Genomic DNA, 19,490 nt, shown 5'->3' on the forward strand with positions numbered 1-19,490 from the left:
ACGGTTCAGATTCCGTAGGCCCGATAAGCATCAGCGCCATCGGGCAAACCATTGATATTCTGACTCGTGATTACAGCAGCTCAGGATATTTGGTCATTTTCAGCGCCAGCTCAACGCCGCGCACTTCCGCCATCCCTTTCAGACGACCAATCGCCGAATAGCCCGGGTTGGTTTTCTTCTTCAGATCGTCCAGCATCTGATGCCCGTGGTCAGGACGGAATGGAATCGGACGCAGGTCACCCGCTTTCTTACGGCGAGACTCTTCAGACAGAATCGCGTCAACCACCGCCACCATATTCACGTCACCGTGCAGATGGGAACCTTCGTGGAAGGTTTTTGGATTGCCTTCGCGGCAGGTCGCGCGCAGGTGGGTGAAGTGAATGCGATCGCCAAAGGTTTCAATCATTTTCACCAGGTCGTTATCCGCGCGAACGCCGTAAGAGCCGGTACACATGGTGAAGCCGTTGTTAATGCTGTCGACGGTTTCTTTCAGCCACTGCATATCTTCAATGGTCGACACGATACGCGGCAGGCCGAGGATAGGACGCGGAGGATCGTCCGGGTGAACGGCCAGGCGCACGCCGACTTCTTCCGCCACCGGTACGATTGCACGCAGGAACACCGCCATGTTTTCACGTAGCGTCTCTTTGCTGATGTGATCATATTCAGCCAGACGCTGACGGAACTGGTCCAGGGTGTAACCCTCTTCCGCGCCCGGTAAACCGGCAATAATATTACGGGTCAGCTTTTCAATTTCTGCCGCGCTCATCGCCTTGAAATACGCCTGCGCCTGCTGCTGCTCTTCCGCGCTGTAATCCGCTTCAGCCCCCGGGCGCTTGAGGATATGCAGTTCAAATGCGGCGAAGGCAATCTGGTCGAAACGCAGAGCTTTGGAGCCGTCTGGCAGCTGGTACTCAAGGTCAGTACGCGTCCAGTCGAGGATCGGCATAAAGTTGTAGCAGACGGTATCAATCCCGCAGGCCGCCAGATTACGGATGCTCTGCTGGTAGTTAGTAATCCAGGTTTTGCAGTCGCCGGACTGGGTTTTAATCTCTTCGTGGACCGGGATACTTTCCACCACGGACCAGGTCAGCCCTTTTTCCGCGAGCAACGCCTGACGCGCTTTAATTTCATCCACCGGCCAGACCTGACCGTTCGGAATGTGGTGTAGCGCAGTGACTACGCCGGTTGCGCCAGCCTGGCGCACATCATCAAGAGAAACAGGATCTTTCGGTCCATACCAACGCCAGGTTTGTTCCATTGTCACACCCTCTTAAGTTGTTATACCAATAATGGAATGGCTAATGACGACTACCATACATGTTTCTGCAAAAGCGTCAAATTCCGCCCCGGCATTGATTGATCCAGCTCACATTCCCGGGATAAATACGGCACACCAATTCAATTTGCTGTCATATAACTTTACACTGCCAATTGTTAATTAATGGTTAAGCAGGTGTTTATATAATGAAGACGATCGCCACCGCCACGCTGCCCGACAACGTGCAATTCCCTCAGTATGACCGACAACAGCTTCGTTCGCGGATTGTCCATTTCGGCTTTGGCGCATTCCATCGGGCCCACCAGGCACTGCTGACGGATCGGGTACTGAATGCCAAAGGCGGTGACTGGGGTCTGTGCGAAATCAGCCTGTTTAGCGGCGATGTATTGATGAGCCAGCTGCGCGCCCAGAACCATCTGTATACGGTGCTGGAGAAAGGTGCGGACGGTAACCAGCCGATTATCATCGGGGCGGTGAATGAATGCCTGAATGCAAAACTCGATTCCCTGGCGGCGATCATTGAGAAATTCTGCGAGCCGCAGGTGGCGATTGTCTCTCTTACCATCACCGAGAAAGGCTACTGCATTGACCCGGCGACCGGTCGGCTGGATGTCACACAGCCGCGGATTGTTCACGATCTTGAGAACCCTTCTGAGCCGCATTCCGCGCCGGGAATACTGGTTGAAGCGTTACATCGTCGCCGCGAGCGCGGGCTCCCGCCTTTTACCGTTCTCTCCTGCGATAACATTCCTGACAACGGCCACGTAGTGAAAAATGCGGTATTGGGGATGGCCAATAAGCGTTCGCCCGAACTGGCACAATGGATAGCTGAACAGGTCAGTTTTCCGGGCACCATGGTCGACCGCATCGTTCCGGCGGCGACCGAAGAATCGTTGGCAGAAATTGCCGCAGCAACCGGAGTCGACGATCCGTGCGCCATCAGCTGCGAGCCGTTCATTCAGTGGGTGGTAGAAGACAACTTCGTGGCAGGTCGTCCGGAGTGGGAAATCGCGGGCGTACAAATGGTGAGTGACGTCCTGCCGTGGGAACAAATGAAGCTGCGGATGCTGAACGGCAGCCACTCATTCCTGGCCTATCTCGGTTATCTGGCCGGGTACGAACACATCAGCGATTGCATGCAGGATAGTGATTTCCGTCACGCCGCGCGTCGTCTGATGATGCAGGAGCAGGCCCCGACGCTGCGTATCACCGGGGTTGACCTCAACGCCTATGCCGACAGCCTGATCACGCGTTTCACTAACCCGGCGCTGAAACACCGCACCTGGCAAATCGCCATGGACGGCAGTCAGAAACTGCCTCAGCGCATGCTGGAAGGCATTCGGGTTCATCTGGAGCGCGACACCGACTGGTCGCTGCTGGCACTCGGCGTGGCAGGCTGGATGCGTTATGTCAGCGGCAAAGACGAACGTGGCAACCCTATTGACGTGCGCGATCCGCTGGCCGATAAAATACAGTCTCTTGTGGCCTCGAGCAGCGAAGCTGAGCGCGTGGCGGCCCTGCTCACGCTGAGCGAAATTTTCGGCAACGATCTGGCGCAGAACCCGCGTTTCGTCAGCCGTGTTCAACACGCCTGGCAGCAATTGACCGATCACGGGGCGCGTCAGGCAATCATTTCCACCCTGAATCTTTAGCACTTCCTGCTCTTTAGCGGACAGATCCCTTTTCTGTCCGTCTCAACACTTCTCTTTTCCGCCATTTTTCGCCAGGATATAACACACCTGTTACATTATTACAGTCGCTATTCTGGAGCCCACGTGACGCTAACAAACCTGATTACCGGCTTTCTCGGCAGCGGTAAAACGACTTCCATTCTCCACTTGCTGGCGAATAAACCGGCGGATGAAAAGTGGGCAGTGCTGGTCAATGAGTTCGGTGAAGTCGGAATTGACGGCGCATTGCTCGCCGACAGCGGCGCGCTGCTGAAAGAAATCCCCGGTGGCTGTATGTGCTGCGTGAATGGTTTGCCGATGCAGGTAGGACTCAATACCCTGCTTCGCCAGGGCAAACCGGACCGTCTGCTGATCGAACCGACGGGCCTGGGCCATCCGAAACAAATTCTCGATATCCTTACCGCGCCAGTATACGAGCCGTGGATCGACCTGCGCGCTACGCTTTGCGTCCTCGATCCTCGCCAGTTGCTTGATGAGAAAGTGGTCAGCAATGATAACTTTCGCGATCAGCTCGCGGCGGCTGACATCATCGTAACCAATAAAAACGACCGTGCGACCCCGGAAAGCCAGCAAGCGTTTACCGCCTGGTGGAACGCCTATGGCGGAGATCGACAGTTTGTCGACACCGCTCAGGGGGTTATCGACGGCACGCTTTTAGATTTACCCCGGCGTAATCTGGCCCCGCTACCGGTGAGTGCCGCACACGCCCACAGCCATCCGTCGAATAAGGGTCTGGCGGCATTGAGCCTGCCTGAGCATCAACGCTGGCGTCGCAGCATTAACAGCGGGCAGGGCTATCAAGCCTGCGGCTGGATTTTTGATGCTGACACGCAGTTCGACACCATTGGCCTGCTGGAATGGGCGCGTCTGGCCCCGGTTTCGCGGGTGAAAGGCGTAATGCGCATTGCCGAAGGGTTAGTCCGCATTAATCGGCAGAACGCCGACCTGCACATTGAGACACAGTCCGTTGCTCCGCCCGATAGCCGCATCGAACTGATTAATGATAGTGATACCGACTGGAATGCGCTGCAGTCCTCGCTGTTGAAGCTTCGTTTAAACTAACCTCGGTATGTTGCCGACGTTAATCCGATTTAAAGAATATGTGATGAAAACTCGAATTACTGGAATTTTACTGCTCAACATTGCCGGTCTGGCTCTTTTTTTTAGTTGGTTCTTACCTGCTAATCATGGCTTTTGGTACTCGCTGGACTCAGGGATTTTCCACTTCTTTAATCAGGGCCTGGCTGAGAGTCGCGCCTACGTATGGTTCCTGGCGGTCACCAACAACCGTGCCTTTGACGGCTGTTCGCTGCTGACAATGGGTAGCCTGATGCTCCATTTCTGGTTAAAGGAACAGCCTCAGGGACGTCGTCGAATTATTATTATCGGGTTGGTGATGCTGCTGGCCGCGGTGATTGTGAACCAGCTTGCTCAGCATTTAATGCCGGTCAAACGCGCCAGCCCGTCGCTATTTTTCCCTGATGTTTATCGGGTCAGCGATCTGTTGCATATTTCGACGAAAGACGCCTCAAAAGACAGTTTTCCTGGCGATCATGGAATGATGCTGCTGATATTTGCCACCTTTATGTGGCGATATTTTGGTCTAAAAGCATTTGCTATTGCCCTGCTTATTGTTGTGGTTTTTGCCTTCCCGCGGGTAATGATCGGCGCGCATTGGTTCACCGATATTGCGATAGGTTCGCTCACTGCCGTGCTGATTGGCATGCCGTGGATCCTCTTAACACCGCTGAGTGATAAGACGATCGCCCTGTTTGATCGCCATCTTCCGCAGGCATTCAACAAAAAATAAACAAGCTCCTAACCTAAATTAATCATTATCATCAGGGTTCGTTTTCGATCCCTGATGGCTCTCTGATGACGTAATATTGATTTTGGTGATGTGTCAGTCCTCAGAATCTGCTTGAGAATGAGATAATTGCCTATTTAACGCGCACTTTTACCCCTATTTTTGCCCATATCTGATTCCCCTCTTTGAACATCACAATTTCTTATAAAAAATCCCGGAAAAGCGCTAGCCAGCCCGGTTTCGATAGGGTAATCTCAATCTCGTTTTGCCCTTCCAGAGATAAATTATTCGGTTGGTAAATAAATTTGTGCGTCACTGCACATTTCTGAACATCACGAATTGTCTCATTGGCGGCAGGTATTTAGTCTCGTCACGGTTGGCATTTTTATAACGGTTTTTATCGTTAAGGACTTCAAGGGAAAATAAACAACATGGTCAAATCTCAACCATTTTTGAGATACATCCTGCGGGCAATACCCGCAGTCGCAGTAGCAGTTCTGCTTTCTGCATGTAGCACAACGAACACCGCAAATAATATGCATTCTGAGACGCATGCTGTGGGTAACGAAGATCCTTCGTCACTGCAAGCCTCTCAGGATGAATTTGAAACCATGGTGCGTAATCTTGATGTTAAGACACGCCTGATGGATCAGTATGCCAGCTGGAAAGGCGTACGTTACCGCCTCGGTGGTGAGACAAAACGTGGTATTGATTGCTCCGCATTCGTACAACGCACCTTCCGTGAACAGTTTGGAATGGATTTACCTCGCTCAACTTATGAGCAGCAGGAAATGGGTAAGTCGATTAAGCGCACGCAACTGCGTACCGGTGATTTAGTCCTGTTCCGCGCCGGGTCGACGGGTCGCCATGTCGGTATCTACATTGGCAATAACCAGTTTGTTCATGCTTCCACCAGCAGTGGTGTGACGATTTCCAACATGGATGAACCGTACTGGAACAAGCGCTACAACGAAGCGCGACGTGTTCTGAGCCGTTCCTGATGTTCCTCTTGCTGTTGGTTTTCCCTTGGCTGACAGCAAGAATAAAAAAAGCACTGCTCAGCAGTGCTTTTTTTTTCTGCATTATCGCCCGTGCCTGCCAGGATGGCTAAATAGACTATGCTGGAATGACGCAGCCCTGCGTTCCAAGGCATTGAATTATCGTTTCAAATATCACGGATAAAGACAGCTATGTTCACGCGCTACTTCTCGCTCGGTCGCAAGATCCTCTTCTCAAGCCTGTTGCTGGGAGTAGCGGTCGCCCTGCTGGCGGGCAGTGCTCAAATGATGATGTTCCATCATAAACGCGGCGAACAGTTCGATATCATCATTAATGATTTGCAAAAATACCTGAATGGCTATTTTGGCGATTTGCTGAATACCGTCGATAAGCTGCAACCTTTAACCGTAAGCCGCTGTGCGGACGTAGCCTCTGATCTGACCTCCCGAGCCGCCTTTAGTATCAACGTCCGGGCGTTTCTGTTGATCGACAACGGCAATGCGACCTGCTCTTCCGCCACCGGTGAAATGAACGTCCCGATGAAACAGTTGGTGCCGCAGTTGGATGTCAGCAAGGCACTGGACATTGCCATTCTGCCCGGCACGCCAATGCTGCCGCAACGGCCCGCATTTGCCCTGTGGGTGCGCAGCCCGCTGCTTGAGAACCGCGGGGTCTTTACCTCGATCAATGCCAGCCTGATGCCGTGGATCCTCTACTCCTCGCGCCAGAATCAGTTCAGCGGCATTGCGCTGGTTGCCAAAGGTACTGCGATCTCAACCTTCAGCCCAGAACCACAGCTGGCAAGCCAGATAAAGGGCCAACCAGTTCGCTCCGCTAAAATCGACGGAGTGCCAATGACGGTGAACGTCTACGGTGAAATCTGGTCCACGGTGAATCTGCAATTCTCCCTACTGATGGGCGTGATGTGTGGCCTACTCTCTGGCCTGCTTTGTTATTACGTTCTTAGCGTCCGCCTGCGGCCAGGCAAAGAAATTACCACCGCCATCAAGCGCAACCAGTTCTCCGTGGTGTACCAGCCGGTGGTTGACGCTGAAACCCTGCAAATCCGTGGCGTGGAAGCGTTAATGCGCTGGAAGCACCCGAGCGCCGGGGATATTCCGCCCGATGCGTTTATCAACTTCGCCGAAGCACAGCAGCTGATTGTACCGCTCACCCGCCATCTGTTTGAGCTTATCGCCAAAGACGCGCCGGTATTGCAAACGCTACTGCCGCCGGGGGCGAAGCTTGGGATCAACATCGCCCCAGCCCATCTACTGGCCGACAGTTTCCAGCAGGATCTGCGGGATCTCAGCGCCATGCTGCCGCCAAACTACTTCCAGCTGGTGCTGGAAATTACCGAGCGCGACATGCTGAACCAGCGGCTGGCGATGAAACTGTTTGAGTGGCTGCATCACGAAGGCTATGAAATTGCCATTGATGACTTCGGCACTGGACACAGTGCGCTGATTTATCTGGAGCGTTTCTCTTTCGACTACCTGAAAATCGACAGAGGTTTCGTCAACGCGATTGGCACTGAAACCGTGACCTCTCCGGTACTGGATGCGGTGCTGACGCTCGCCCGTAAAATGAGCCTGGTTACCGTGGCTGAAGGCGTTGAAACCCAGGAGCAGGCCAACTGGCTGCGCCAGCATGGGGTTAATTTCTTGCAAGGCTACTGGATAAGTCGTCCGCTGACGCTGGAAAAGCTGATCGAGGCCCACGCCAAACCCGAGAATTATTTCACAACCACCTGAACGTCACTTATCATTCAACAAGATGAGTGCTTTGTCCGAAGATGACCGTAGAAGGAACAGACATCGGTGATTGTTGTGCGCATGGGTTTATTGATGCTGGCACTGTTGACCCTGACGGCGCAGGCTGAAAACATCAAAGAGAGCTACGCGTTTGCCGTCATTGGCGAACCGAAGTACGCTTTCAACTTTACCCACTACGACTACGTGAATCCAGCGGCCCCGAAAGGCGGCGCGGTAACGTTGTCGGCCTTGGGCACCTTCGACAACTTCAACCGTTTTGCGCTGCGAGGCAATGCTGCCGTGCGCACCGAATCGCTGTATGACGCCTTGTTTACCACTTCGGACGACGAGCCCGGTAGCTATTATCCGCTGATAGCCGATATGGCTCGTTACGCCGATGATTTTTCCTGGGCAGAGGTGACGATTAATCCGCGCGCCCGTTTTCATGATGGCAGTCACGTCAAAGCAGAAGATGTCGCCTTCACGTTTCATAAATTCATGACCGAAGGGGTGCCGCAGTTTCGCCTGATCTACAAAGGCACCACCATTAAAGCCATCGCCCCGCTGACCGTGCGCATCCAACTGGCGAAGCCGAGCAAAGAAGATATGCTCAGTCTGTTCACACTGCCGGTAATGCCGGAAAAATTCTGGCGTAATCACAAGCTCAGCGACCCGCTCTCTGCCCCCCCGCTGGCCAACGGGCCGTATAAAATCACTACCTGGCGGATGGGCCAGTACGTGGTTTACTCCCGGGTGAAAGACTACTGGGCTGCCGATTTACCGGTGAACCGCGGGCGCTGGAATTTCGACACAATTCGCTACGACTACTACCTCGACGATAACGTGGCCTTCGAAGCCTTCAAGGCTGGCGCTTTTGATTTCCGAACCGAAGGCAGCCCGAAAAACTGGGCTACGCGCTATATCGGCAAAAACTTCAATAGCCGTTACATCGTCAAAGAGGAAGAGAAAAATGAATCTGCTCAGGACACCCGCTGGCTGACGTTCAATATTCAACGCCCGGTGTTTGCCGACCGAAAAGTACGGGAAGCCATCGGCCTGGCCTTTGATTTCGAATGGATGAATAAGGCGCTGTTCTATGGCGCATACAGCCGGACCAACAGCTATTTCCAGAACACCGAGTATGCCGCACGTGGTTATCCGGATGCGGATGAACTGGTGCTGTTGGGCCCGATGAAAAAGGATTTGCCGCCGGAGGTATTTGCCTCCATTTATGAGCCGCCTAAATCCAACGGCAACGGTTTTGACCGGGAAAACCTGCTGAGGGCCGATAAGCTGCTCACGGACGCGGGCTGGGTGCTCAAAGGCCAGCAGCGTGTCAACGCCAAAACCGGTAAGCCGCTGCAATTTGAGCTGCTGCTGCCTTCGGCAGGAAATAACCAGTGGGTCATGCCGTTTCAGCACAATTTACAGCGTCTCGGCGTGACCATGGATATTCGCCAGGTTGATATGTCGCAGGTCACCAACCGAATGCGTACCCGAGATTACGACATGATGCCGCGTCTGTGGCGGGCGATGCCGTGGCCGAGCGGCAGCGACTTGCAGATATCCTGGGCATCGGCGTACATCAATTCATCCTATAACGGTTCCGGTGTCAGCAGCCCGGTTATCGATAATCTGATTGCCCAGATGATCCAGTGGCAGGGAAATAAACAGAAACTTCTGCCGCTTGGACGGGCGCTGGACCGCGTGTTAACCTGGAATTTCTACCAATTGCCAATGTGGTATATGGCCTCGGACAGAATGGCCTACTGGAATAAATTCTCGCACCCGACGGTTCGCCCCGTCTATTCGCTGGGCTTTGAAAACTGGTGGTACGACGTGAACAAAGCGGCGAAACTGCCGGAAGCCCGGCGCTAAGGAGCAACCATGGGCGCTTACCTGATCCGCCGACTGCTATTGGTTATTCCAACGCTGTGGGCCATCATCACCATCAACTTTTTTATTGTGCAGGTTGCCCCCGGTGGCCCGGTCGACCAGGCCATTGCGGCAATTGAGTTTGGCAACAAAGGCAGTCTGCCAGGCAGCGGCGCAGAAGGTATGGGGGCGTCTCATGCGCGGACAGGGGTCGGAAATCTCAACGAAAGTCAATATCGCGGCGGACGTGGTCTTGACCCGGAAGTCATCGCCGAAATCACCCATCGCTACGGTTTTGATAAACCGATGCACGAGCGCTACTTCAACATGCTATGGGACTACGTACGCTTCGACTTTGGCGACAGCTTGTTCCGCAGTGCCTCGGTGCTACAGCTGATTAAAGAAAGCCTGCCGGTGTCGATTACCCTCGGGCTATGGAGCACGCTGATAATCTATCTGGTGTCGATTCCGTTGGGTATTCGTAAGGCCGTGAATAACGGCAGCCGGTTCGACATCTGGAGCAGCGCGTTCATCATCATCGGTTACGCTATCCCGGCATTCCTGTTCGCCATTGTGTTGATTGTGGTGTTCGCGGGCGGCAGTTATTACGACATCTTCCCGCTGCGAGGGCTGGTTTCTGCCAATTTCGACACCCTGCCGTGGTATCAAAAGATAACCGATTATCTATGGCACATTACGCTGCCGGTGCTGGCGACGGTGATTGGCGGGTTTGCCGCGCTGACGATGCTGACCAAAAACGCCTTCCTTGATGAAGTGCGCAAACAGTATGTGGTGACCGCCCGGGCCAAAGGTGTGAGCGAGAAAAATATCCTCTGGAAGCATATCTTCCGCAACGCGATGCTGCTGGTGATCGCCGGGTTCCCGGCCACTTTTATCAGTATGTTTTTCACCGGGTCATTGCTGATTGAAGTGATGTTCTCACTCAACGGTTTGGGCCTGCTGGGCTATGAAGCCACGGTCTCCCGCGATTATCCGGTGATGTTCGGCACCCTGTATATCTTCACCCTGATTGGCCTGCTGCTGAACATCATCAGCGATATCAGCTATACGCTGGTCGATCCGCGCATCGATTTTGAGGGCCGCTGATGCCACGTTTAAGCTCGGTCAATCAGGCCCGCTGGGCACGCTTTCGCCATAACCGCCGGGGATTCTGGTCGCTGGTACTGTTCCTGATTATTTTTGTCTGTAGCCTCTGTGCGGAACTGATCGCCAACGATCGGCCACTGATCGTGGAATACCACGGCGAAGTCTACTTCCCGGCGCTGAAAACCTACAGCGAGAAAGACTTTGGCGGCCAGTTTGCCACCGCCGCCGATTATCAGGACCCATGGCTGCAAAAACAGCTCAGCGAGCATGGTCACGTGCTGTGGGCCCCGATTCGTTTTGGTGCCAAGTCGATCAACTTTTCCACCGATCGCCCCTTCCCTTCGCCTCCTTCGGCGCAAAACTGGCTGGGCACCGATGCCAACGGCGGCGATGTGCTGGCCCGCATTCTGTACGGAACCCGAATTTCGCTGCTGTTCGGCCTGATGCTGACGCTGTGTTCCAGCGTGATGGGCGTGCTGGCAGGGGCGATTCAGGGCTACTACGGCGGCAAAATCGATCTCTGGGGCCAGCGCTTTATCGAGGTGTGGTCCGGGATGCCGACGCTTTTTTTAATCATCCTGCTTTCCAGCGTGATCCAGCCAAATTTCTGGTGGCTGCTGGCGATAACCGTGCTGTTTGGCTGGATGACGCTGGTCGGCGTGGTACGCGCGGAGTTTCTGCGTACCCGTAATTTCGATTACATCCGTGCAGCACAGGCGCTCGGCGTGGGTGATCGCGGCATTATCTTCCGCCATATGCTGCCTAACGCGATGGTCGCCACCCTGACGTTTCTGCCGTTTATTCTGTGCAGTTCGATTACCACCCTGACCTCGCTCGATTTTCTCGGCTTTGGTTTACCGCTCGGATCGCCGTCGCTGGGGGAACTGTTGTTGCAGGGTAAAAACAATCTGCAGGCCCCGTGGCTGGGCATCACCGCCTTCTTGTCCGTGGCGGTGTTGCTGTCGCTGCTGATTTTCATCGGTGAAGCCGTGCGCGACGCCTTCGACCCCAGCAAGGCGGTGTAACATGACGCAGCCATTATTATCGATTGATAATCTCTCCATCGCTTTCAGCGCCCGGGGCGAAGTGCGTCCCGTGGTCAGCGACTTGTCACTACAGGTTGAGGCCGGGGAAACACTGGCGCTGGTCGGCGAATCGGGCTCCGGCAAAAGCGTATCGGCGTTATCCATTTTACGCCTGCTGCCCACCCCGCCGGTGAGTTATCCTACCGGGGATATCCGCTTTCACGGTGAATCACTGCTCCATGCCGACGAGCGCGTGCTGCGTGGGATCCGCGGCAACCGTATTGCAATGATTTTCCAGGAGCCAATGGTCTCGCTCAATCCGTTGCACACCCTGGAAAAACAGCTGTATGAGGTGCTGTCCCTGCACCGGGGAATGCGCAAAGAGGCCGCCCGGGGGGAGATCCTCACCTGTCTGGATCGAGTGGGGATCCGCAATGCAGCTCGGCGTCTGAATGATTATCCGCATCAGCTTTCCGGCGGTGAGCGCCAGCGAGTAATGATTGCGATGGCGCTGCTGACGCGCCCGGAGCTGCTGATTGCCGATGAGCCGACCACCGCGCTCGACGTCTCGGTGCAGGCGCAAATCCTGCAACTTCTGCGCGAGTTACGTCAGGAGTTGAACATGGGCCTGCTGTTTATCACCCATAACCTGAGCATCGTGCGTAAGCTGGCCGATAATGTGGCGGTGATGCAGAGCGGACGCTGCGTGGAGCAAAATGCCGCCCCCGCGCTGTTCGCCAGCCCACAGCATCCTTACACCATCAAGCTGCTCGACAGCGAGCCGACGGGTGAACCAGTGCCACTGCCGCCGGAGAGCGTGCCGCTGTTACAGGTAGAAAATTTGCAGGTCGGCTTTCCTCAGCGGAAGGGCATTTTTCGTCGCATCGTTGCTGAAAACAAGGTAGTGAACAACATCATTTTTACCCTGAGAACGGGCGAAACGCTGGGTCTGGTGGGTGAATCTGGCTCGGGTAAAAGTACCACTGGCCTGGCGCTGCTACGCCTGATTGCGTCGGTGGGCGAGATAACGTTTGATGGGCATAAGATTCAGGGCCGCAGTAGAAAAGAGATGCTGCCTCTGCGTCACCGTATTCAGGTGGTGTTTCAGGACCCGAATTCCTCACTCAATCCGCGTCTGAACGTCCTGCAAATTATCGAGGAAGGCCTGCGGGTGCATCAGCCGACGTTGAGCAGTACGGCGCGGGAAGCCGAGGTGGTCAGGGTGATGAAAGAGGTGGGTCTCGACCCGGAAACGCGCTGGCGTTATCCGGCTGAGTTTTCCGGCGGCCAGCGTCAGCGCATCGCCATCGCTCGGGCGCTTATCCTCAAGCCACAGTTGATAGTGCTTGACGAACCGACCTCCTCGCTCGACCGTACCGTGCAGGCGCAGATCCTCGCCTTGCTGAAATCACTTCAGCAAAAACACCGACTGGCCTATATCTTCATCAGCCATGACCTGCACGTGGTGCGTTCGTTGTGCCATCAGGTGATTGTACTGCGTCAGGGAGAAGTGGTTGAGCAGGGAGAGTGTCAGCGCGTGTTCGCCGAACCAGCGCAGGAGTATACCCGTCAGCTGATCACGCTAAGCTGACGCTCAGAAAGGATTGTTACCCGAGAATGGCTCAGCGATAGCCACGCCGAAATTTTTCAACCGGCAGGTGGCCGCAAACTCGTCCTGCATGTTCACAAACAGGCACGGCTCGCCTTCACACTCCAGCACCGAACTTGGCAGTTCGATGTCGGTTAATGCCTGGCTTAGCTTCTGCATCACCGGCCAGGCGGTATCACCATCCGGGCTCAGTAATTTTAGTGCCACAAGGCAATCATCATCCGCGTTATCGTTTTGCGGAATCGGTTCAACTCTTGAACCCGCAAAACCGGCGGACCAGCGATAGCTCTGCGGCAGTCGGTGTACGATAGAGAGTTGGATTGTATTCACGTCTTTTTCCCCGGAAGCAAGATGCTTCACAAATATTCAAATCCATTTTAACACATCGTTGACAATTCGTCCTGCATCCAGCAAAGGCTACGTACGTTTTTATCGTCACTCGTATGCCGGAGCGGCATAACGGCGCTATATGTACCCGTTTCTGTGATCTAAAACAATCTTTTTGTCTACAACGCTGTGACTTTTTACACTAATTGATTTTACACAATTTAAACAAAGTCGAGCAGGAGAAAAAGCAGAGCGGTTGATATGCATCAAAAAGGGGCGTCGATACGCCCCTTTTTGATCGCCGCAGGCAGGTTATAGCGCTGTCTTGCGAGGTCGGCTAGCGTAGAGATAGAACAAAATGGAGCAAGTTGCACAAAACGCGATGGAAAACAGCATCGGCCAGGCGGTGGTAAAGGTAGCCATCGACAGGAGTGCGCCAACAATCGCGCCAATCCCAAAGCGGAACGTCCCCGCCAACGACGAGGCGGTGCCCGCCATGTGCGGAAATTCGTCGAGAATAACCGCCATCGCATTGGAGGAAACCATCGACACGCAGCCAACAAACGCCGCCACGCCCAGCACCAGCGACCAGAAGCCAACGCCGAACAGGGCGCAAACCACCATCCACGCCGCCATCGCAAGCTGGATCCACAGCCCGGCGCGGAACATATTCAGCGCTCCGACCCGGCGCACAAAGCGGCTATTGATAATGGTCATGATGAACAGGAACACGATATTCAGCGCAAAGTAGTAGCCGAAATGCTGCGGCGAAACATGGTTCAGTTCGATATAGACAAACGGTCCGGCGCTGAGGAAGGAGAACATCCCGGCAAAGCTGAAACCGCTCGCCAACATGTAGCTCAGCACCCGCTTGTGGCGGAACAGCGAGGCAAAGTTACCCATTGTGGTACGGATATGGAACTTCTGTCGGCGCTCCGGCGGTAGCGTTTCATCAATAAAGAAGAAGATCATGGTTGAGGCCAGCAGCGCGGCAATCGCGAGGATCCAGAAAATCGCATGCCAGCTGAACCAGACCAGTACCGCGCCACCGACCATCGGAGCCACCAGCGGCGCAATGGTCGTCACCAGCATGACGAAGGACATCATGCGGGAAAACTCTTCTTTCGGATAAATGTCGCGCATCAGGGCGTTAATCACTACGCTGGCTGCCGCTGCGGCCAGACCGTGGAAGAAGCGCATCACAATCAGCTGTTCAATACTTTGCGACAGCGCACAGGCCACCGCCGCAGCGGCGAATATCAGCGTGCCGCCGAGAATGACCGGTTTGCGACCGATGCTGTCGGCCATCGGGCCGTACAGCAGCTGACCGAGGGCAAAACCCAGGATATAGGTACTGAGCGTCATCTGCGCGCTGCCCGCCGGGACGCCGAACTGCGCAGAGATAACCGGCAGCGCCGGGAGATACATATCAATTGAAAGCGGCATCAGCATGGCTAATAAGCCAAGGATGAACACAATTCCCAGCGATGAGCGCTGCCTGGTAGTCACAAATTCACTCCTGAAGTTAGCGCGGCCCTAGCCCACGCTGGCGATTTCTTCTTCGGTCAGCACCCGGTATTCGCCCGGGGCCAAATCGTCATCCAGTTTAATCCCGCCGATTCGCTCGCGGTGCAGACCCACAACGCGGTTGCCCACTGCCGCAAACATGCGCTTCACCTGGTGATAGCGCCCTTCGCTGATGGTTAGCCGAACTTCGGTTGGGGTAATGACTTCCAGCTGCGCCGGTTTGGTCAACTCTTTCTCATTATGCAGTTGAACGCCGTGAGCGAATTGTTCTGCCGTGTCATCGGCAACCGGCGATTCCAGCGTGACCAGATAGGTCTTCTCACAATGGTGGCGCGGCGACGTAATGCGGTGCGACCACTGACCGTCGTCGGTCATCAGTACCAGGCCGGTGGTGTCGATATCGAGGCGTCCGGCGGCATGCAGCTTGTGTGCCACAGGCTCGTCGAGGAAATACAGCACCGTCGGGTGATCCGGGTCTTCCGTTGAGCACACATAACCCTGAGGCTTGTTGAGCATGAAGTAGCGCGGGCCGTTCTGCTGGGTCAACGGATTTCCGTCATATTCCACATCGTGTTCCGGCTGGAGCTGAAAAGCGGAGAGTTTGACAATCTCGCCGTCCACGGTAACGCGGCTGGCGCGGATCTCACGCCCGGCAATCGCACGGCTGACGCCGAGTTGCTGAGCGATAAACTTATCAAGTCGCATGAAGTATTTTTAGCCTGTTAGAGTGCGGTGTCGGGCGACGCCCGAAAATGAAGCAATATCAGGGTCCAAGTATAACGGCCCTGCTAAGCCACTCAAGCGAAAAGATTCATGGCATACTATTGGGGTGTAAATAATGACGCCTGAAATATGACCTTTACGCTTCGTCCCTATCAGCAGGAAGCGGTGGATGCCACCCTCTCCCACTTTCGTCAACATCAACAGCCTGCGGTGATTGTGCTGCCCACCGGCGCAGGCAAAAGTCTGGTGATAGCCGAGCTCGCGCGCCTGGCACGTGGCCGTGTGTTGGTACTTGCTCACGTCAAAGAATTAGTGGCACAGAACCACGCCAAATACCTGGCGCTGGGGCTTGAAGCCGATATCTATGCCGCGGGGCTGAAGCGCAAAGAGAGCCACGGTAAAGTGGTGTTTGGCAGCGTGCAGTCTGTGGCCCGCAATTTGAACCATTTCCAGGGCGAGTTTTCACTGCTGATTGTCGATGAATGCCATCGCATCAGCGACGATGATGACAGCCAGTACCAGCAAATCCTTGGCCACCTCAAAAAGGTAAACCCTCACTTACGTTTGCTTGGGCTAACCGCCACGCCGTTTCGTCTGGGCAAAGGCTGGATTTATCGCTTTCATTATCACGGCATGGTTCGCGGCGATGAAAAGGCGCTGTTCCGCGACTGTATTTACGAACTTCCGCTGCGCTACATGATCAAGCACGGCTTCCTGACGCCGCCGGAAAGGCTCGATATGCCGGTGGTGCAGTACGATTTCAGCCGCCTGCAGGTGCAGAGCAATGGCCTGTTTAGCGAAGCGGATCTCAACCACGAACTGAAAAAACAGCAGCGCGTGACGCCGCACATCATTAGCCAGATTGTTGAGTTCGCACAGAACCGCAAAGGGGTGATGATTTTTGCCTCCACCGTCGAGCACGCCAAAGAGATAACCGGGCTGTTACCCGCCGGAGATGCGGCGCTGATTACTGGCGAGACGCCGACTCCGGAGCGCGACCGATTGATTGAAGCCTTTAAAGCGCAGCAGTTTCGGTTTCTGGTCAACGTCGCGGTGCTGACCACCGGCTTTGATGCACCGCACGTCGACCTGATTGCAATTCTGCGTCCGACCGAATCCGTTAGCCTGTATCAGCAAATCGTTGGCCGTGGGCTGCGCCTGTCGCCGGGCAAGACCGATTGCCTGATTCTGGACTACGCCGGTAATCCGCATGACCTGTTCGCGCCGGAAGTCGGCGCGCCAAAAGGCAAAAGTGACAACGTCCCGGTGCAGGTTTTCTGCCCCTCCTGCGGCTTCGCCAATACCTTTTGGGGGAAGACCACCGCCGATGGCACGCTGATTGAACACTTTGGCCGCCGCTGTCAGGGCTGGTTTGAGGACGACGACGGCCATCGCGAGCAGTGTGATTTCCGCTTCCGCTTTAAAAATTGTCCGCAATGCAATGCTGAAAATGACATTGCCGCCCGTCGCTGTCGGGAATGTGACACGGTGCTGGTCGACCCGGACGATATGCTGAAAGCCGCGCTGAAGCTTAAAGACGCGCTGGTGCTACGCTGTAGCGGCATGACGCTTCAACACGGCGGCGATGAGAAAGGCCCTTGGCTGAAAGTGACCTATTACGATGAAGACGGGGCTGATGTGAGTGAGCGCTTCCGTCTGCAAACGCCCGCGCAGAAAACCGCGTTTGAACAGCTGTTTATGCGGCCACACACCCGCACGCCCGGCATTCCGCTGCGCTGGATAACCCCGGCGGATATCCTCGCCCAAGAGGTTTTGCTTCGTCATCCGGATTTTGTCGTCTCCCGTAAGAAAGGGCAATTCTGGCAGGTACGTGAAAAAGTCTTTGATTATGAAGGCCGTTTCCGTCGGGCCAATGCGCTGCGCTGAAGGCTTCCCACCAGGTGTACCTAAAGGGTTTCTTCATGCCTGGGATGTAGTTTCCATTGCCCCCGAGGGGATTGAGGGCTATAATCCCGCCCGCTTTTGCATGTGCAAAGCAGATCATTTGCCTGTTGCTGGGTCGCCTGTAACAGGATTACTAATAGAGAGATGTTCAATGTTTACTTTAAACGCAGAAGTACGTAAAGAGCAGGGTAAGGGTGCGAGCCGCCGCCTGCGTACAGCTAACCTGTTCCCGGCAATCGTCTACGGTGGCGACGCTGCCCCAGTAGCCCTGGAACTGGACCACGACAAAGTGTGGAACCTGCAGACTAAAGAAGGTTTCTACACCGAAGTCCTGACCATCGCTGTTGCTGGTGGTAAAGAAGAAAAAGTTAAAGTTCAGGCTGTTCAGCGTCACCCGTTCAAGCCAAAACTGACTCACATCGACTTCGTTCGCGCGTAATCGCTGACAAGTTGTAGAAAACCCCGCCTCGGCGGGGTTTTTTTATATCTGCATTATTTGCTGGTGCGACGCTGGAGCTGGTCGCGCAGATTCGGCGGTGTGCCTTTGATGGTCAACGTATCCGTGGCCGGATCCCAGAAAATACGCTCACCGAGCAGCATGGCATCGAAGTTGATCGTCAGCCCCCCGCCGCTTCCGGCGTATTTGGTTAGCTGACGCAGGGTGCTTCTGTCTGCCGGGAAGCTCTCTTCCAGCTCGTAGCCTTTGTCCGCGGTGAACTCGTGGAAACTAACCTCACTGACGCCCGACAGCTCTTTGGACAGCGACTCCAGCTCTATCTCTTCCCCTGCCTGCAGCTGTTCGTTGCAGTAGGTGTAGACCTGCTGACGCACGTTCTGACGCTCGGATTTATCGAGCTGCGCTTCGGCGGTGAAATCGTCAACGGCCTGTAACAACCCCCGGTTTTGCGCTTTCGCATTCAGCCCTTCGCTGGCCCCCAGGAAATCCATAAAGAAATCCGATACTTTGCGGCCAACCCGCCCTTTCAGGAAGGTCAGATAGCGGCTGGATTCCGGATTGGTTTCCCATTCGGTGAGATCAATACGCGCCACGATGTCGGCGTGATTGATGTCCAGATAGTGTGTTGAGCTGATATCCAGCTGCTCATTGACGCGCATACTGCTCAGGTTGTTGAGCACCGCCACCAGTAAATACTCGACAGCCAGATAGCGATAGTGGCAAAACAGCACGATGCCGCCGTCGGCAAACGGGTATTTTGCAAGCTCATCGCGCAGACGTCCGGTCGCCGCTCGGCTAAAGGCCAGGAAATCTTCCTCACCCTGACGATGCAGGCGCAGAGACTGGGCCAGTTCGCTTTCTTCGTTGAACATGCCATAGGCTTTGTTCTTCGCGCTGTAGACCCGATGCAGCTCAGCCATCATCTCTTCGACCGTTGCCGTCGGCTCCAGCAAAGTATCGCGCAGCACCACCTCAAGGTTATTTTCATCACGCTTGATCATCTGGTGCAGGGCAATCTGGTTGATATCCAGACTCATGTTAAACTCTCCTTTTAGACCGGGCGGTATTCAACCACCGCGGACGCAACTGTGTAAAGTCGAAAAAAAGCGGAAAAAAAGCTGCTGCTACGGTAATATGTTGCCCTTTCATGAACAAACAGATTCTGGATTTATGCCGCAAATCTCCCGCTACAGTGATGAACACGTTGAACAACTGCTGACTGAGCTTGCCAACGTGCTGGAAAAACACAAGACACCAACCGACCTTTCACTGATGGTGTTGGGCAATATGGTGACTAACCTGATTAACACAAGCGTCGCACCAGCCCAGCGCTCGGCGATTGCCCGCTCCTTTGCTCAGGCGCTGCAATCTTCTGTTAGCGACGATCCGGCGCACTAAGCAC

The 19,490-nt window shown here is 54.7% G+C and carries 17 protein-coding genes; 12 read left to right on the forward strand and 5 right to left on the reverse strand.

Features of this window, described 5'->3' with window-relative positions; all coding sequences use genetic code 11:
- Window positions 1-70: 70 nt before the first annotated feature.
- On the reverse strand, window positions 71-1,261 hold the full coding sequence (gene uxuA / locus SIK69_RS12670) for a mannonate dehydratase (RefSeq protein ID WP_319786224.1): 1,191 nt from the start codon (window positions 1,259-1,261) through the stop codon (window positions 71-73).
- Between the two features lie 206 nt (window positions 1,262-1,467).
- Here uxuA and SIK69_RS12675 point away from each other — a divergent pair, with 206 nt between their 5' ends.
- The 9 genes from SIK69_RS12675 to yejF all read left to right on the forward strand — a co-directional run bounded on the left by SIK69_RS12675 (window position 1,468) and on the right by yejF (window position 13,131).
- Window positions 1,468-2,934 carry a mannitol dehydrogenase family protein gene (locus SIK69_RS12675; protein ID WP_319786225.1) on the forward strand — a complete coding sequence of 489 codons (1,467 nt, stop codon included), beginning with the start codon at window positions 1,468-1,470 and terminating at the stop codon, window positions 2,932-2,934.
- A 123-nt stretch (window positions 2,935-3,057) separates the two neighbouring features.
- Window positions 3,058-4,035, forward strand: a complete 978-nt coding sequence (locus SIK69_RS12680; protein ID WP_319628903.1) for a CobW family GTP-binding protein — start codon at window positions 3,058-3,060, stop codon at window positions 4,033-4,035.
- Between the two features lie 43 nt (window positions 4,036-4,078).
- Window positions 4,079-4,783 carry a phosphatase PAP2 family protein gene (locus tag SIK69_RS12685; protein WP_319786226.1) on the forward strand — a complete coding sequence of 235 codons (705 nt, stop codon included), beginning with the start codon at window positions 4,079-4,081 and terminating at the stop codon, window positions 4,781-4,783.
- Window positions 4,784-5,211: 428 nt separating this feature from the next.
- Complete coding sequence (mepS, locus tag SIK69_RS12690) at window positions 5,212-5,781, forward strand: bifunctional murein DD-endopeptidase/murein LD-carboxypeptidase (protein ID WP_319786227.1); 570 nt, start codon at window positions 5,212-5,214, stop codon at window positions 5,779-5,781.
- 189 nt (window positions 5,782-5,970) lie between these two features.
- Window positions 5,971-7,533, forward strand: a complete 1,563-nt coding sequence (gene pdeN / locus SIK69_RS12695; RefSeq protein ID WP_319628901.1) for a cyclic di-3',5'-guanosine monophosphate phosphodiesterase PdeN — start codon at window positions 5,971-5,973, stop codon at window positions 7,531-7,533.
- A gap of 69 nt (window positions 7,534-7,602) precedes the next feature.
- Window positions 7,603-9,411 carry an extracellular solute-binding protein gene (locus tag SIK69_RS12700; protein WP_319629014.1) on the forward strand — a complete coding sequence of 603 codons (1,809 nt, stop codon included), beginning with the start codon at window positions 7,603-7,605 and terminating at the stop codon, window positions 9,409-9,411.
- A 9-nt stretch (window positions 9,412-9,420) separates the two neighbouring features.
- Window positions 9,421-10,515, forward strand: coding sequence for a microcin C ABC transporter permease YejB (locus tag SIK69_RS12705; protein WP_319628900.1), 1,095 nt, complete (start codon window positions 9,421-9,423; stop codon window positions 10,513-10,515).
- Window positions 10,515-11,540, forward strand: coding sequence for a microcin C ABC transporter permease (locus SIK69_RS12710; protein WP_319628899.1), 1,026 nt, complete (start codon window positions 10,515-10,517; stop codon window positions 11,538-11,540). Before SIK69_RS12705 ends, SIK69_RS12710 begins: the two co-directional genes overlap by 1 nt.
- A gap of 1 nt (window position 11,541) precedes the next feature.
- Entirely contained in the window at window positions 11,542-13,131 is a 1,590-nt protein-coding gene (yejF, locus tag SIK69_RS12715) for a microcin C ABC transporter ATP-binding protein YejF (RefSeq protein WP_319786228.1), read from the forward strand.
- Window positions 13,132-13,134: 3 nt separating this feature from the next.
- Here the strand turns inward: yejF and SIK69_RS12720 are convergent, their stop codons facing one another.
- The 3 genes from SIK69_RS12720 to rsuA all read right to left on the reverse strand — a co-directional run bounded on the left by SIK69_RS12720 (window position 13,135) and on the right by rsuA (window position 15,708).
- Window positions 13,135-13,479 carry a YejG family protein gene (locus SIK69_RS12720; protein WP_319628897.1) on the reverse strand — a complete coding sequence of 115 codons (345 nt, stop codon included), beginning with the start codon at window positions 13,477-13,479 and terminating at the stop codon, window positions 13,135-13,137.
- A 309-nt stretch (window positions 13,480-13,788) separates the two neighbouring features.
- A complete protein-coding gene (locus SIK69_RS12725; RefSeq protein WP_319628896.1) occupies window positions 13,789-14,985 on the reverse strand; it encodes a Bcr/CflA family multidrug efflux MFS transporter in 1,197 nt (398 codons plus the stop codon).
- Between the two features lie 27 nt (window positions 14,986-15,012).
- Window positions 15,013-15,708 (reverse strand): 16S rRNA pseudouridine(516) synthase RsuA, encoded by a 696-nt coding sequence (gene rsuA, locus SIK69_RS12730; RefSeq protein WP_319628895.1) that lies wholly within the window; start codon window positions 15,706-15,708, stop codon window positions 15,013-15,015.
- Window positions 15,709-15,855: 147 nt separating this feature from the next.
- On the opposite strand from rsuA, the gene radD reads away from it, so the two are divergent.
- Together radD and rplY are read left to right on the forward strand one after the other, a co-directional pair.
- A complete protein-coding gene (gene radD, locus SIK69_RS12735) occupies window positions 15,856-17,613 on the forward strand; it encodes a DNA repair helicase RadD (RefSeq protein ID WP_319786229.1) in 1,758 nt (585 codons plus the stop codon).
- Window positions 17,614-17,782: 169 nt separating this feature from the next.
- On the forward strand, window positions 17,783-18,070 hold the full coding sequence (gene rplY, locus SIK69_RS12740; RefSeq protein ID WP_319628893.1) for a 50S ribosomal protein L25: 288 nt from the start codon (window positions 17,783-17,785) through the stop codon (window positions 18,068-18,070).
- 53 nt (window positions 18,071-18,123) lie between these two features.
- Here rplY and yejK read toward each other — a convergent pair whose 3' ends face one another.
- The gene (gene yejK / locus SIK69_RS12745) at window positions 18,124-19,125 is read right to left on the reverse strand and encodes a nucleoid-associated protein YejK (RefSeq protein WP_319628892.1); all 1,002 of its coding nucleotides are present in this window, start codon (window positions 19,123-19,125) and stop codon (window positions 18,124-18,126) included.
- A gap of 133 nt (window positions 19,126-19,258) precedes the next feature.
- Here yejK and SIK69_RS12750 point away from each other — a divergent pair, with 133 nt between their 5' ends.
- On the forward strand, window positions 19,259-19,486 hold the full coding sequence (locus SIK69_RS12750; protein ID WP_319628891.1) for a YejL family protein: 228 nt from the start codon (window positions 19,259-19,261) through the stop codon (window positions 19,484-19,486).
- Window positions 19,487-19,490 lie beyond the last annotated feature (4 nt).

Origin of the sequence: Scandinavium lactucae (genome assembly GCF_033843265.1) — a bacterium.
Lineage (GTDB): Bacteria > Pseudomonadota > Gammaproteobacteria > Enterobacterales > Enterobacteriaceae > Scandinavium > Scandinavium lactucae.